General features: G+C 69.9%; 7 protein-coding genes and 1 pseudogene. 1 reads left to right on the top strand and 7 read right to left on the bottom strand.

The genetic code is table 11. From position 1 onward, the window contains the following. Positions 1 to 95 precede the first annotated feature (95 nt). From ACLZOT_RS02955 to ACLZOT_RS02940, 4 genes are all read right to left on the bottom strand, one after another. The gene (locus ACLZOT_RS02955; protein ID WP_416967093.1) at positions 96 to 800 is read right to left on the bottom strand and encodes a hypothetical protein; all 705 of its coding nucleotides are present in this window, start codon (positions 798 to 800) and stop codon (positions 96 to 98) included. Between the two features lie 2 nt (positions 801 to 802). After that, positions 803 to 5,521 (bottom strand): ricin-type beta-trefoil lectin domain protein, encoded by a 4,719-nt coding sequence (locus tag ACLZOT_RS02950; RefSeq protein WP_416967422.1) that lies wholly within the window; start codon positions 5,519 to 5,521, stop codon positions 803 to 805. A 391-nt stretch (positions 5,522 to 5,912) separates the two neighbouring features. Then, positions 5,913 to 6,857, bottom strand: a complete 945-nt coding sequence (locus ACLZOT_RS02945; RefSeq protein WP_416967092.1) for a tectonin domain-containing protein — start codon at positions 6,855 to 6,857, stop codon at positions 5,913 to 5,915. A 237-nt stretch (positions 6,858 to 7,094) separates the two neighbouring features. Continuing rightward, positions 7,095 to 9,275: a protein kinase domain-containing protein gene (locus ACLZOT_RS02940; protein ID WP_416967091.1), complete on the bottom strand. Its 2,181-nt coding sequence runs from the start codon at positions 9,273 to 9,275 to the stop codon at positions 7,095 to 7,097. 152 nt (positions 9,276 to 9,427) lie between these two features. Between ACLZOT_RS02940 and ACLZOT_RS02935 the strand changes: the two are divergent. Continuing rightward, positions 9,428 to 9,748, top strand: a pseudogene (locus ACLZOT_RS02935) (Uma2 family endonuclease); the annotation flags it as partial. Positions 9,749 to 9,854: 106 nt separating this feature from the next. Here ACLZOT_RS02935 and ACLZOT_RS02930 read toward each other — a convergent pair. The 3 genes from ACLZOT_RS02930 to ACLZOT_RS02920 all read right to left on the bottom strand — a co-directional run bounded on the left by ACLZOT_RS02930 (position 9,855) and on the right by ACLZOT_RS02920 (position 15,024). After that, positions 9,855 to 12,935 carry an efflux RND transporter permease subunit gene (locus ACLZOT_RS02930; protein WP_416967090.1) on the bottom strand — a complete coding sequence of 1,027 codons (3,081 nt, stop codon included), beginning with the start codon at positions 12,933 to 12,935 and terminating at the stop codon, positions 9,855 to 9,857. A 140-nt stretch (positions 12,936 to 13,075) separates the two neighbouring features. After that, the gene (locus ACLZOT_RS02925; RefSeq protein ID WP_416967089.1) at positions 13,076 to 13,756 is read right to left on the bottom strand and encodes a response regulator; all 681 of its coding nucleotides are present in this window, start codon (positions 13,754 to 13,756) and stop codon (positions 13,076 to 13,078) included. After that, entirely contained in the window at positions 13,753 to 15,024 is a 1,272-nt protein-coding gene (locus ACLZOT_RS02920; protein WP_416967088.1) for a sensor histidine kinase, read from the bottom strand. The genes ACLZOT_RS02925 and ACLZOT_RS02920 overlap by 4 nt, the downstream gene beginning before the upstream one ends. Between the last annotated feature and the right edge of the window lie 44 nt (positions 15,025 to 15,068).

Here is a 15,068-nt window from a genome sequence, read left to right as displayed (position 1 = left end):
GCCCCTGACTTCCAGTGGAAGAAGTACTCCCCTGAGAACTCCAGTTCCGGCACGAACTGACCGGTCCAGCATCCAGTCAGCAGTCTCTCCCCGCCTCAGTCTTGGTAGTTGAGGTTGTCTCCCACAAGAACCGGCGGATGGCCGAAGCGCTTTCCCAGAGCGATGAAGGTGCCATAGACCGGTGTCTCGACCCTCACGAAATACTCTTTCATCGCGCGCAGCAACAACCGGTACCCGAGATCGGCACATGCCTGGCCGACGACCGCTTCCAGAGCAGGAACAAAGCCGGTCACCGGGACGCCGTACAGACGCTCGTCCGTCAGCGCCCGGTCGAGATCGCCCGCGACCAGCTCGACGGCTCGGAGAACGGCTCGCCGAAGTTCCTCGTCGCGTACAGGTCGCGGCGGTGCAGGAACGAAGTCCGGGTCGTCCTGGCGGACACGCGCCAGCCACACCGCCCTCATCCGATTCAGCCAGGCCCGCGTGTCCAGACCGTGCTCGGCCGGGTCGAAGCAGCCATGGACGGCCCCTAGCCACACCGTGTGCAGGGTGTCTTCGGAAAGCGGAGAGCCTGTCAGCCGGTCGATGTCCTGCCCGAGTTGCCGCGCCTTCGTCCGGTCGAACGTGTCCACCGCGGTCTCGGCCAAGTGCAGCCACATCATGTCCGGGCCGCCGTCCGACAGGAAACGCTCGGCATCCTCCGCCGAAAGAGCATCGAACACGCTCCGCTTCGAGGCCACCCACGTGAGACCGATGTCCTCAACGTTGTCGTCCTCGAAGTACGAGTCCTCCGGTATCACGGTCAGCCCTCCAGGTATGAGGTGTAGACGACGTACTTACCCTTGTGGGGTTTTCCTACGTATTTCAACTGAATGACAACGACGTTGCTCTCAACGTCGTGAACCTCCACGTCATCTCCTCTTACGACCCACTTCTTCCCGAGAGGGCCCGGCATGTTCCTGACGTCCCAGCGGATGGTCTTCAGATCGCGGGTCGGAATAAAGGGCTGCCTCTTCCCGATCCGCTGAGCCTGCTTGATCGTCCAGTCCGCCAGCTCCTGCGCCTTGCCGGGCTGGGCGATCCACTGCTGCATGGCCATGTCGACGGCCTGCGCTGCGATGTCCTCGCTGGCCCAGCGCGTCGCAATGCCTCTCTGTGATCCCCTCGCCTTCCGCACCATCGCCTCGTCATCGGGTCTGACATGATCCCCCAGCGTATGGGCCCCTTCGATACCCTCATCGCCCACGATATCGGTGCAGTTGTGGACAAGAACGTCTTGCGGACGGTCGCCCCCAGCGGCCACGTAGAACGAGTGCAACTCGTCCACTGTGAGGTCGTACACCTCGTGCGGCGCCAGCCCGGACCGGTCCTTCAACGCGGTCACGGTCAGCAGCATGCCGTCCGAAGCGCGCAGGAGGTCTCCCGCCCTCAGGTCAGAGGCGATGGTCCAACCGCGTCCCTCGGCGTAGAGGCGATGTCCCACGGTGGTGGTGAGCACTCCGCTGGCTACGGTGATGTCCAGCAGTCGTCGAGTGTCGTGCCGAAAAGTATCGGTCACAGAGCGAGCGACAGTCCGGCCGGATTCCGGGTCCGTGGCAAGAACCATGTCACCGACCCGAATGTCGCGGATCGGCTTGCGGGAACCGTCCGCCATGCGTACCTCGGTGACGCCTGGAAAGCTGTTGCGGCGGCAGGCGGTGACCGCGTCTTCGTAGACGTTGACCGCGCCTTCGATCTTGGCGATGGTCGCCGGGTCGATGCCGTCCAGGGCCTTCAGCGCTTTGAACGCGTCACGCACTCCGACACCCGTGTGCATGGCCGCATCCAGCGCGCGGATGCCTTCGGCAACCTTGCCGAACGCCTTGCCCGGGATGAAGTTCGAAGCCGCCCAGGCGCAACCTCCCGCGCTGCCGTGCCAGCAGTCGATGAAGTCCTGGACCAGCAGGTCCTTGCCGATCGTGAGGTAGGTCTCGATGAGACCCTTGAGGATGTCGAGCTGGCTGAAGGTGCGGGTCACCTTCTTGGTCAGGCCCTTGTAGGGCTGGGTGGACAGGAACACCGTGTCGGCGGTCGGGCAGCCGGATTCCGTGGCGGGGACATCCGGGTTGGTGCACAGGTAGAAGTCGACCTTCGCGTTGAACGTGAAGGTGAAGGTGACGGTGCAGCTCGTGCCGATGCCCGGCGGAAGCTCGCAGGGGTTGTCCTGTTTGGCGTCGGTGACCTCGACGTCGTTCTCGTCGACGACGTAGAAGATGCCGCCGAGACCGGTACCGGCGCCGTTCTTGACCTGGTCGTTGGCACCCTTCCGCTCGGCGGAGTCAGCCGCTTCCTGGGCCTCCTTCGCGTACTTGTCCGCGTCCTTCGCGGCCTGCTCGGCCTCGGTCGCGGCCACGTTCGCCCGGTCGGCGGCGGCGCGGGCGTCCTTCGCCGCCTGCTCGGCCTCAGCGGCGGCGGCCCGTGCGGCGGAGGCGTCCAGCGCCGCCTGGTCGGCGGAGGCGCGGGCCGAGGTGGCGTACCCCTCCGCACGGCCGGCGGCGGCGTCCGCGGCGGTCGCGTCCGCGGTCGCCTGGCGGTCGTACTCGACCGTGCGGGTCAGGGACGTGGAGGCCGCTGCGGCGGCCTTTGCCGCGTCCGCTGAGTATCCGAGGGCCTCGTTGGCGTAGCCCCGGGCCGTGGAGGCGTACCCTGCCGCGTTCGCCGCGTGGACGTACGCCTGTTTCGCGTCGCCCTTCGCCTGGTCGGCGAGGTTCTTCGCGGCTGCGGCCTCGGCGGCGGCGTTCTTCGCGTGGGCGTCGGCTACGGCCTTCTGTTGTTCGGCGATCGTTTTTGATGCCTGGCCGGTCAGGACTACCAGGGAGGCGACCGAGTCCTTCTCCTGGTAGGCGGAGCCGATCTGGATCGCGTCGTTTGCGGGGTCGGCGACCTGGGCGGCAGCCGCGCCGGCGTCGGCGGCGGCCTGGGCGGTGACGTACGCGAAGCCTGCCGCCTTCGCCGAGGCGGCCAGAGCCTTCGCGGCCTCCTCGCGCGCTGCGCCCGCCTCTGCCCGAGCCGTACGCGCCAGCGCCTCCGCCTTCGCGGCCTGGGCGACGGCCGCGTCGGCCTCCTCGGCGGCGTGCCGGGCCGCCTCGATGGCGTCCGCGACAGCCGACGTCGCCGTCTTCACCGCCGCGTCGGCCCGCAGCTTCGCCGCCTGGGCGCCGTCCGCGTTCGCACGGGACCGCTTGGCGGCGGCCTCCGCGCGGGTGGCTGCGGCGTCGGCGTCGGCTGCGGCCTGGGTGGCCGCGTCGGCGGCTGTACGGGCACGGCCCGCCGCCGCTTCCGCGTCTCCAGCGTGCCGGTCGGCCTCGTCGGCGGCACCCCGCGCCGCATCAGCGGCGTCCCCGGCGTCCAGGGACTGCGCGTACGCCTCCTTCGCGTCCGCCTTCGCGCGCAGGGCGTCGGCCTTCTGCTCCGCCTCCCACGCGTCGTCCCGCTTCGCCTTCGCGTTGTCGCGGGCCTTCACCGCGTCGTCGCGGCGGGCGGAAGCCGTCGCCTCGGCGGCCTCAGCCTGCTCCCGGGACGTCTGCGCGTTCGCGGCCTCGGTCTGGGCCGTCTGCTTGTACTGGTTCGCCTCGGCCTGCTTCGCGGCGGCGTTCTTCTGCTCCGCGAGGGCCGTCTTCTCCTCCGCCTCGGCGGCGAGCCGCTTGGCGTGCGCGTCCGCTGCGGCGGCCTTCGCGTCGCCCTCCGCCTTCAGCGCGACGGCGAGTTTCGCCTCGGCCGTCTCCTTGTCCTTCTTCGCGTTGTCGCGGTGCAGTTTCGCGGCGTCCGCTGCCGCCTTCGCCTGCAACTCGGCCGTGCGCGCGGCTTCCCGACGGAACTCCGCCTTCGACTGGGCGGCCTGTGCCAGGGCCCGTTGCGCGATGGTCTGGCTGTCGGCGCCAGAGGCACGCGTCGCCGCTTCGGCCGTCTCGCCCGCCTTCACCATCGCCGTCAGCGCGGCTACCACGCCCTTGGTGACCTGCGCCTTCTGCTGGGCAGCCAGGAGGCCACGGCCACGTGGGGCGCCGGTGGTGTCCGCGATGCCGTACGCGGTCTGGACGGCCGTGTCGGATGCGGTGGCGGCCTTGCGGGCGGTCTCCAACTGGGTCTTCAGGACCGCGAGTTGCTTCTTCGCCTGGGCCTGGGCGGCCGTGATGCCGCGTTTGGCCTGGTCGAACTGGGCGGCCGGGGGGACCTTGCCGTTCTGTTCCGTGGGGACGACCCGGAACTTCTGCGAGTTGCCTCCGGTGCAGGCCCACAGGCGGGCGTCGGTTCCGTTGGTGAAGTTCGCGAGGTCGAGGCACTTGTCGGTGACGGCGTTGCGCAGCTCGCCCCCGGCGCGGATGTCGAACTTCCACTGCTGGGCCGGGCTGCTGTTGCAGGTGTAGAGCTGGATCTTCGTGCCGTTGGCGGGGTTGCTGCCTGAGACGTCCAGGCATTTGCCCGCGTTCGGGTTCAGCAGGGAGAATCCGCCGGAGTACGGGACGAGCTGCCAGTTCTGCGCGACGCTCTTGTTGCAGGTGGTGAGCTGTACGGGAGTGCCGTTGGCCGTCCCCGCGTTCGCGACGTCCAGGCACTTGCCCTTGGCCGCCTCCACCTGGACGACGACGCGGCCCTCCCCGATCGGGCCGATACCTCCGGGGCTCCAGTAGTCCTGCCAGCGCGCGAGATGGTCGGCGGTCCACGACTGGCCCAGCAGATCAGCCATCGTCTCGGCACCCGTGACCAGCGCCTGCCTGGCGTCCCGGCCGGCGGTCAGGATCTGGTTGCGCTGGACGGCCTGGGAAGCGATCTCCTGCTGCCACTCCGCCGCCGCGGTGTCCTCCACCGCGCGCAGCGCCTTGTTCGGGTCGATGGGATCGCGCCAGGTGCACGCCGCGAACCGGGTTTTCAGGTCCTCCACCGCGATCCGGTACTCCGCCGTCCCCGGCTCCGGTGCGGTCGCGGACCAGCCGCCGGACGCGAGGAAGATCCGGGCGTCGTCGGCGCCACTACCGTCGGACCCGTCGAGCAGGTACTCGAACGCCTGCTTCTCGTAGTAGTAGCGGGCCCATGTGGCGGGGTCGTACTCCTTGGTGTACAGCGGAGTGCCGAGATCCACGACGGCCTTCCGCGTCGCGGCGTCGAACTCCGTGGTCGGGTCGTAGAAGTCGAACGTCTTGGTCCAGTTGACAGCCGCAGCCCAGTTTCCCAAACCCGCCTGGTCGTAGAAGTCCCCACCCTCGTCGGTGTAGTCGGGTACTTCCTCGAAGTCGGCACTGGAAGCGAACCCGCCCGGGGTCTCCAGCCCCTGGACCGGGGCCTCCCACCCCTTCATGACGGTGTCCCAGCGATTCACATCACGTTCGCGAGCGGCCTTGTCCTTTTCGTTCACCTGCCTCAGCGGACCGTTATGAGCACCGTCCAGCGTCGCCATCTCACGCAGCTTCTCCGGCGTCTGGTTCAGCGCCCCCTGCGCGAAGTCGTGCATCTGTCGCCCGCCCAGCCGCACAGCGTCGTTCATCAGGCACTGGTCGAACCGCAGTTGCTCAGCGGCCGTCGTCTCGAACCAGTCGTCCGGCCGATCACTCGAACTCGCCACGGCCGTATCGGCCACGGCGAGTTCGGGCCGCACGACCAGCGACGCCAACGTCGCGGCGGCACCCAGCAGAAGCGTCAGACGAGTGGACAACCCCCGTCTACGAGGCAGAGAAGCAATAGGTCTGGAACGCACAGAAACCCCCCGGTCACCAACTACCAAACACCCGAACAGAAGTGGTCAAGATCCGCTCGGCGCCGGATCAGATTACGTACGGGTGTTCTATTGGGCAAAGGGATTTCGGTGGCCCCTCTCAAGCCGTAAGCCGATGCGGGACAGCGCCGTCAACAGCACTGCCCCGCATCGGATCAGCCTGCTACGGCCTCAGCGCCCCGTCGAACTGCACCCAGCTCGACCACGCACCACCCGGCGTGCTCTGCGAGCGGTGCCAGATGTTCCCGACACTGTTGACCCCGAACAGCTCGATCCTGCCGTCCGCGTTCGTCTCGGCCGCCACCTGCGTCAGGCCGCCGTCCAGCTGGACCCAGCTCGACCACGCGCCGCCGATGGAGACCTGCGACCTCGTCCAGACCTGACCCGCGCTGTTGGAGCCGAAGATCTGCAAGCGGCCGTCCGCGTTGCGGGCCGCGGCGATGGAGTCGAGGGCGCCGTCGAACTGGACCCAGGCCGACCACGAACCACCCGGCGTGGTCTGCGACCGGTGCCAGACCTGGCCCGCGCTGTTGACGCCGAAGAGTTCGATGCGGCCGTCCGCGTTTGTTTCCGCCGCTACCTGGGAGAGGCCGCCGTCGAGCTGGACCCAGCTCGACCAGGCGCCGCCGATGGAGACCTGGGAGCGCGTCCAGATCTGACCGGCGCTGTTGGAGCCGAAGATCTGTAGGCGGCCGTCGGCGTTTCGGGCGGCGGCGATCGAGGACAGGGCGCCGTCGAACTGGACCCAGGCAGACCACGAACCCCCGGGCGTGGTCTGCGAGCGGTGCCAGATCTGGCCCGCGCCGTTGACGCCGAAGACCTCGATGCGGCCGTCCGCGTTGGTCTCCGCAGCGATGGAGCGGAGCGCGCCGTCGAACTGGGTCCACGCGTTCCAGGAACCGCCGATGCTGGTCTGCGCGCGGTGCCAGATGTTGTCGGCGCTGTTGGTGCCGAAGAGCGCGAGTCTGCCGTCGGCGTTTCTGGCCGAGCCGATGGAGGAGCCGTACGGAGAGACCGCGGCCACGGTGTCCGTAGTGGCGGAGGCCGGGGCGGACAGGCCGATGCCCGGTACCGCGGCCAGCACGGCAGCGAGCGTGGCCGTAGCCATCAGGCGGGGGATGCGACGTAGTGGATTTCCCATGCGACTGCCCTGCTTTCTGGTCGGGAAAGAGGAACTCACAGGTTCAGGGAGCCGCCCGGCGCAGCCGGAAACATGCCTGCCGCCAGAGCGGTTCCCCCGGTCCGCGTGGCGCCGGACTGTCGGCAAAGAGCGTGGCACGCCCGGACCTGACTGTTGAGTCATGTTCAGGCCAGAGGCTGACGATCGGTGAGGGCGCTCAGCCGGTCAGTTACCGGGGTTCGCCGGGTCGATCCGGAAGAGCGTGCCCTCGGGGGTGAGGACCAGGCACGGGCCGTGGCCGAGCAGCGCGTCGGGGGACATGCCGCCGACCATGCTGGGGACGGTCACCCGGGGGCGGGTCTCCCACAGGAGCGTGCCGGTCTGGGAGTCCAGGGCGGCGACCCTGCCGCTGGCGGTGGTGAGGAAGAGCGTGGACCGGGTGTCGAAGACGGGTCTGCCGGGGTGTTCGAGGGTCGTCGCCGTCTGCCAGAGCTGCTTGCCGGTGAGGGGGTCGACCGCTGTCACCCGGCCGCTCGACGTCGCGAAGGTCAGGGCGCCGTCGGCCAGGGCCGCCATGCCGCCCTGCTGCTGCGCCAGGGGCGTCGTACGGATGCTGTCGGCCGTCAGGTCGATGGCGAAGATCTTCGTGTAGCGGCTCTGGGAGAAGTCGGACTGGTCACTCCGCTCGATGTACAGCGGCCGGCCGTCGAGGAGGCCGGCGTACCAGGAGTCGACCGAGGGGGCCGAGCGCAGGCGGCTGGTCGTGCCGTCGGCGGGGTCGACCGTGTACAGGCGGCGGTCGGGGCCGGACGGCGAGCGGTGGTTGGTGCAGTCCATGTAGCCGGCGTGGAAGTCGCAGCCGTAGCCGGAGGGGAGCGTCGTGCTCCAGCGGGCCTTGCCGTCCTTCGGGTCGCGGGCCGTGACGGACCCGCCTCTCGGCAGGAGGACCAGGTCGCCGACGAGGGTCGGGTGCGCGTACCCCTCGTCGACGGGGCGGGTCCACAGGCGTTCGCCGTCGGCGGTGGCGTACGCGGTGACCTGGTCCGTGGTGACGTTGCCCGCGCGGTCGTTGGTGGTCTCGTTCAGGAGCAGGACGCCGTCGTGCACGCCGATGACCTGGGCGATGTAGCGGTCGGCCGTGACGCCGGAGGGCAGGGGGTCGACGCGCCACAGGATGCGGCCGGTCCCGGCGTCGATGCGGACGGGGAGGGTGCTGTTGCCCGTGCAGTAGACGGAGCCGAGGTCGAGGACGCAGGACGGGTACGTGTAGTCGGCGGTGCTCGGCCGCGTCGTCTGCTTCACCCCCGCGGCGGCCGTCGCGTACACGGTCGTCTGCCAGGGCTTCCAGCCGGCGGGGAGGGCCTCCCAGCGGGTCGGCGAGGGGGACGGGGACGGCTTCGCGGTGTCGTCCTTCTCGCCGAACGGGCCCACGACGTACGCCGTGAGGGCGATCGAGAGGACGGCGGCGACCCCGGCGAGCATGGGCAGGCGTCTTCGGCGCCGCGCTGGTGCGGGCGGTGCGGCGACCGGCGGGAGCTGGGTCGGGGCCGGGTCCGGCGGGCGGTGCGGGACCGTCGGCATCTCGTCCGGGCCGTCGTCGTCCGGGAGGGCCGTCGCCAGGGTGGGGGCGAGCGCGTCGAGGGCGGGGCGCTCGGCCGGGTCCTTCGCCAGGCAGTGGACCAGCGTCGCGTGCAGGGCCTCGGGCACGCCGTCCAGGGCCGGGGGGTCGGTGAGGACCTGGTACGCCGCTATGTACGGGCTGTCCGCGTCGAAGGGGCCCTTCCCCGTCGCGGCGAACGTGAGGAGCGCGGCGAGGGAGAACACGTCCGAGGCCGGGCCGACCGTACGCGCGTCCGTGAGCTGCTCCGGGGACATGAACGGCGGCGTGCCCATCATGTGGCCGGTCTCGGTGAGCTGCTGGTTCTCGGCGGCCCGGGAGATGCCGAAGTCGATGACCCGGGGGCCGTCGTCGGCCATCAGGACGTTCGCGGGCTTCAGATCGCGGTGGACGACCCCGGCCCGGTGGATGTCCCGCAGCGCCTCCACCAGCCCGAGCGCCAGGCGGCGCAGTTCGATGCCCCGAAGCGGCCCGTCATCACGGACGCGGGCCGCGAGGGAACGCCCCGGCACGTACTGCGTCGCCATCCAGGGCCGATCGGCATCGGGATCGGCGTCGACGACAGCCGCCGTGAACGCGCCGCTCACCTTCCGCGCGGCGGCGATCTCCTGCCGGAACCGCGCCCTGAACACCGCGTCGGCGGCGTACTGGTCATGCACGACCTTGACGGCGACCTCCCGCCCGGAACGGGAACGGGCCCGATACACCACGCCCATGCCCCCGGCCCCGAGCCGGTCGACGATCACATACTCGCCGAGCTTCTCGGGGTCGCCCTCGCGCAGTGCCACCGCCCCGTTCACCCCTCACCCGCAAAGCAGTTCGAGGTCACAGGATATGCAAAGCACGCGGGGTTCCACGATCGAGGGACCGGTTCCCGATCTCCCGGACAAGTGATCTACCGGTGCTCCAGTCTGGCGAGCGACAGAGGGAGGGACGTGACATGGCAGAGGTTCTGCTGGAGGGCTTCCTCGCGCTGGGTATTCCGGAGAGTTTCCGGGCCGAGCTGATCGAAGGGGAGATCGTTGTGACGCCGCCGCCGGACGGGGACCACGAGGACTGCATCGGCCTGATCGTGGGCCAGGTGATCAGGAAATCGCGGGTCGACATGCAGTTCTCCGGCAACAAGGGCCTGGATCTGAGGAGCAACGCTTCGAGGGACCTCGTGGTTCCGGACGGCACCTTCACTCCCCAAGCGCTCCGCCTCTACCGTGGCGCCGACATCTGGATGCCTCCCGACGGCGTGGCCCTGGTCCTGGAGGTGAACCCCTCCCCCTCCCCGAGCCCTTCGGGTTCGAGTTGGAGACCACCGAGTTCCTCTGAGCATGGGAAAGGGCCGGGTCCCGTATAAGGAACCCGGCCCTTCTGGGTCACACGCCCACCGGCTCCTCCACCGGCCTCTCCTCAGCCACCGTGCCCGCCTTCTTCGCCGCCCGCCTCTCCTTACGGAGTTCCAGCATCGCGTACAGCGTCGGGACGAGGAGGAGGGTCAGCAGCGTCGACGTGATCAACCCGCCGATCACCACGACCGCCAGCGGCTGCGAGATGAAGCCGCCCTCGCCGGTGACCCCGAGGGCCATCGGGAGCAGGGCGAAGATCGTTGCCAACGCCGTCATCAGGATGGGGCGCAGACGGTGGCGGCCACCCTCCACGACCGCCTCGACCACGCCGTACCCCTGAGCCCGGTACTGGTTGATCAGGTCGATCAGGACGATCGCGTTCGTCACCACGATGCCGATCAGCATCAGCATGCCGATCATCGCGGGGACGCCCATCGGGGTGCCGGTGATCAACAACAACCCGATCGCTCCCGTCGCCGCGAACGGGATGGAGACCAGGAGGATCAGTGGCTGAACCAATGAGCGGAACGTCGCCACGAGCAGCATGAAGACGATCGCGATAGCCGCCAGCATGGCAAGGGCGAGGTTCTTGAACGCGCTGTCCTGGTCGGAGGTCACACCGCCGATCTCCGCCCGCGCGCCCTCGGGCAGCTTCAGGGCGTCGATCTTCGACTGGAGGGCCGTGCTGACCGCGCCCGTGTTGTCGCCGGTCGGCTTCGCGGTGACGGTCGCCGCGCGCTGGCCGTCGATGCGGGTCATGGAGACCGGGCCGTCGACGACCTGGACCGTCGCCACGTCACCGAGCTTCACCGCGCCCAGCGACAGCGCCCGCAGCTCGGCCAGTGTCTTCGCCGGCTTCGCGGAGGTGATCACGACATCGCGCTCGGTGTCGTCGAGGACGGCCTTGGCGGCGGTCGTACCGCGTACCGCCTGCGCGACGGCGAGACCGAGCGTCTGGTCGTCGAACCCGGCCGCGGCGGCCTCGGAGTTGGCCTTGACCGAGATCCGCGGCACGCTCTGCGACAGGTCGCTGGTGACGTCCGTGACGTCGTCCAGCGAGGCCACCGCCTTGCGGACCTCCTCGGACGCCGTGCGCAGCGTGTCCCCGTCGGACGCCTTCACGACGACGCTGAGGTCCTGCGCCCCGAACCCGTCCCCGGCGGAGACGGTGACCGTCCCGGCGCCGTCGAGCTTCTTGATCCCGTCCTCGACGCGCTTCTGGACGTCGTCGTAGGACGCGGAGTCCTCCAGCATGACCTGGTACGACGCCTGGTTGCTGTCGGTCGCCCCGCCGAACGCCGCGAGGAACCCGGAGGACCCGATGGTGACCTGGTAGTCCTTGACGCCCTCGGTCCGCGCGAGCAGCGCCTCGACCTTCTTCGCCTCGGCGTCCGTGGCCGCCAGACTCGTACCCGGCTTCAACTCCTGCTTGACGGTGAGCACTTGCTGCTCGCCCTGGTCGAAGAAGTTGGTCTTGAGCAGCGGTGCCATGCCGAAGGTGCCGAGCAGGATGACGACCGCGATCCCCACACTGAGCAGACGGCGACCCGTCGCGAACCGCAGGACAGGGACGTACGCCTTCTGGAGCCTGCTGTTCTCCTCCTTCTCCTCCGCGACGCGGCGGGCCTCGGCCGCGTCCTCGGGGGTGCCCTTGGGGGCGCGCAGGAACCAGAACGACAGGACGGGTACGACCGTCAGGGACACCAGCAGGGACGCGAGCAGGGCCGCTGTCACCGTGAGGCTGAAGGAGCCGAAGAGGGCGCCGACCATGCCGCCGACCAGCCCGATCGGCAGGAACACGGCGACGGTGGTGAGCGTCGAGGACGTCACCGCGCCCGCGACCTCGCGGACGGCCGTGAGGATCGCCGTCTGGCGCTCCTCGCCGTAGCCGAGGTGCCGTTTGATGTTCTCCAGGACGACGATCGAGTCGTCGACGACCCGGCCGATGGCGATCGTCAGCGCGCCCAGCGTCAGCATGTTCAGCGACAGGTCGCGGGTCCACAGGACGATCAGCGCGAGGACCACGGAGAGCGGGATCGAGACGGCCGTCACCAGCGTCGAACGCACCGACGCGAGGAAGACCAGGATCACGATGACCGCGAAGAGCAGGCCGAGCGCGCCCTCGGTCGTCAGGCCCTTGATGGACTTGGAGACGGCCGGGCCCTGGTCGCTGACGACGGTGATCTCGGCGCCGAGGTCCTTGCGCAGCGCGGGGAGCTTGTCCTCGACGGCGTTGGAGATGCTGACCGCGCTGCCGTCGTGGGCCATGGTGACGGATACGGCGAGGCTGGGCTTGCCGTCGGTGCGGGTGATCGAGTCGGCGGGGGCCTCGCCCTCTCGGACGGCGGCGATGTCGCTCACCTTGACGGACTTACCGGGGATGCGGAGGTCGGCGATCTGCCGTACCGACGTGTAGCCGCCCCCGATCTGGACCGTCCGGTTCGCGCCCGCCTCGTCGAAGGAGCCGCCCGGCAGGGTGACGCCGCCCGCCTGGAGGGCCTGCGCGAGGGACTGGACGGTCAGACCGGCCGCCGCGAGCTTCGCGTCGTCCGGCGTGACCGTGACGCGCAGGTCGCGGACGCCCGTGACGGTGACCTGGCCGACGCCGTCGATGTCCCGCAGCGCGGGGACGACCGTCGAGTCGAGCTGGTCGGCCAGGGCCTGCTGGTCCTTCTGCGAGGTGACGGCCAGGACGACCGTGGGGATGTCGTCCGTGGACCCGGCGACGACTTGCGGGTCGACAGCGTCCGGCAGCCCCGCGCGGGCGCGGTTCACGGCCTGCTGGACGTCGGCGACGATGCGCTTCGTGTCGTTGCCGTAGTCGAAGGACGCCATGATGACGGCGCTGCCCTCGCTCGCGGTGGAGGTGACGCCGGTGATGCCGTCGACGCCTTCGAGGTTGTTCTCGATCGGCTCGACGACCTGCTTCTCCACGACGTCGGGAGAGGCGCCCTGGTACGGCGCGATCACCGACACCATGGGCAGTTCGATGGTGGGCAGGAGCTGCTGTTTGAGCTGGGGTATCGCGATCAGCCCGAAGACGAGCGCGACCAGCGACATCAGCCCGATCAGGGCACGCTGGGCGAGACTGAACCTGGACAGCCAGGACATAGGGCGGGAGTTCTCTCTTCTGGGAGCGGCAGAAGTGCGGGCCCCCATAACCCTGGTTCATCGCCCGGGGCGGTTGTGTAGCCCCGAGGTCCCGTTCCTTATCCGCCGCATACTCCGCCCGCAGTACGAGCGTACGAACGTCACTCCACCCTCGGGCGTACCAGCCCCGATTCGTAGGCGATGACGACGAGTTGGGCCCGGTCGCGGGCGCCCAGCTTGGCCATGGCCCGGTTGACGTGGGTCTTCACGGTCAGCGGGCTCACTTCCAGCCGCTCGGCGATCTCGTCGTTCGAGTGGCCCCCGGCGACCTGCACCAGGACCTCGCGCTCGCGGACGGTCAGCGCCTCCAGGCGGGCCTCGCGCACCGGGTCGCCCGGGTCGTCGTCGCCCTGCGCGAGGAACCGCGCGATCAGGCCCTTCGTCGCGGCCGGCGACAGCAGCGCCTCGCCGCCCGCCGCGACCCGGATCGCGCTCAGCAGCTCCTCCGGCTCGCTGCCCTTGCCGAGGAAGCCGGACGCGCCCGCGCGCAGGGACTGCACGACGTAGTCGTCGACCTCGAAGGTCGTCAGGATCACCACCCTGACGTGCGCGAGCGACGGGTCCGCGCTGATCATCCGCGTCGCCGCGAGCCCGTCCGTCCCCGGCATCCGGATGTCCATCAGGACGACGTCCGCGCGCTCGTCCTTCGCCAGGCGTACCGCCTCCGCGCCGTCCGACGCCTCCCCCACGACCTCCATGTCCGGTTCCGAGTCCACGAGCACCCGGAACGCGCTGCGCAGCAGCGCCTGGTCGTCGGCGAGCAGGACCCGGATCGGTGTCATAGCGCAGTCTCCGCCTTGCTGGTCGTCTTGACCGGCAGGATCGCATGGACCCGGAAGCCGCCGCCGTAGCGGGGGCCGGTCGTCAGCGTCCCGCGCAGCGCGGTGACCCGCTCCCGCATCCCGAGCAGCCCGTGCCCACCGCCCGCCTCGGCGGGCCGCCCGTCCGTCTCCGTGCCGTTGTCGAGGACCGTGACCTCCACGTTCGGTCCCACCCGTACGACGCTGACCTCCGCCTTCGCGTTGCCGCCCGCGTGCTTCTGTACGTTCGTGAGGGCCTCCTGGATGATCCGGTACGCGGCGAGGTCCACGGCTGCGGGGAGCGTCGTGTCCTGGTCCGCCCTCGCGACCTCGACCTTCAGGCCCGCGTTGCGGAAGGTGTCCGCAAGGTCGTCGAGGCGGCCCAGGCCGGGGGCGGGCTCGGTGGGGGCCTCGGGATCTCCGGACTGCCTCAACAGGCCCACTGTCGCGCGGAGTTCGTTCAACGCCGAGCGGCTGGCCTCGCGGACGTGCGCGAGGGCCTCCTTCGCCTGGTCGGGGCGCTTGTCCATGACGTGCGCCGCGACTCCCGCCTGGACGTTCACCAGCGCGATGTGGTGCGCCACGACGTCATGCAGGTCCCGGGCGATCCGCAGCCGCTCCTCCGCGACCCGCCTCCGCGCCTCCTCCTCCCTCGTGCGCTCCGCCCGCTCCGCGCGGTCCCTGATCTCCTGCACGACCGCCCGCCGGCTGCGTACGGCGTCCCCGGCCGTCGCGCCGATGCCGGTCCAGGCGAACACGGCGAGGTTCTCCTGCGCGTACCAGGGGAGGGGGCCGGCCAGCATCGCGGCGCCGGTCAGGACCGTGACCGTGAGGATGCCCAGGCGGAGAGTGGTCGAGCGGTCCGTCGTCGCGGCGACCGTGAACAGGGCGATCACCGCCGACATGACCACCGGCGCCCTCGGGTCGCCGGCCGTCAGACACTCCGCGAGAGCTACGCCGGACGTCGCCGCGAGCACCCGGATCGGAGCCCTTCGCCTGAAGATCAGCGCAATCGCGCCGAGCGTCATGAGGACGAGGCTCAGGGGGTCGGGGGTGCGGATCGCCCAACTGACACCTTGTTGCCCGTGCGGGTCCACGAAGCTGCCGGCGAGCATGCACACGAGAACGCCGGCGGCGAGAGTGGCGTCAAGCGCGAGCGGGTGCGCCTTGAGGCCGCCGCGGGCTCTGTCCAGGGTGCGCGTGCGTGTGCTCACGCTGCCAAGGTACGGCGGGGGTGGGTGGGGCGTCATCGGGGGTGGTGGGGCTTGTTCGTGATCGGTCGCGCCCGCTGCCG

The organism is Streptomyces sp. 4F14, assembly GCF_048159485.1.
GTDB lineage: Bacteria > Actinomycetota > Actinomycetes > Streptomycetales > Streptomycetaceae > Streptomyces.
Note: the sequence above shows the minus strand (reverse complement) of the source record. Positions and strands in the feature narration are given on the sequence as shown.

Excerpts from the sequence above, each read along its gene's own strand:
- ACLZOT_RS02920 (WP_416967088.1), bottom strand. The coding sequence starts at position 15,024 with ATGACGCCCCACCCACCCCCGCCGTACCTTGGCAGCGTGAGCACACGC.
- ACLZOT_RS02925 (WP_416967089.1), bottom strand. The coding sequence starts at position 13,756 with ATGACACCGATCCGGGTCCTGCTCGCCGACGACCAGGCGCTGCTGCGC.
- ACLZOT_RS02945 (WP_416967092.1), bottom strand. The coding sequence starts at position 6,857 with ATGGCTACGGCCACGCTCGCTGCCGTGCTGGCCGCGGTACCGGGCATC.
- ACLZOT_RS02930 (WP_416967090.1), bottom strand. The coding sequence starts at position 12,935 with ATGTCCTGGCTGTCCAGGTTCAGTCTCGCCCAGCGTGCCCTGATCGGG.
- ACLZOT_RS02950 (WP_416967422.1), bottom strand. The coding sequence starts at position 5,521 with ATGAACGACGCTGTGCGGCTGGGCGGGCGACAGATGCACGACTTCGCG.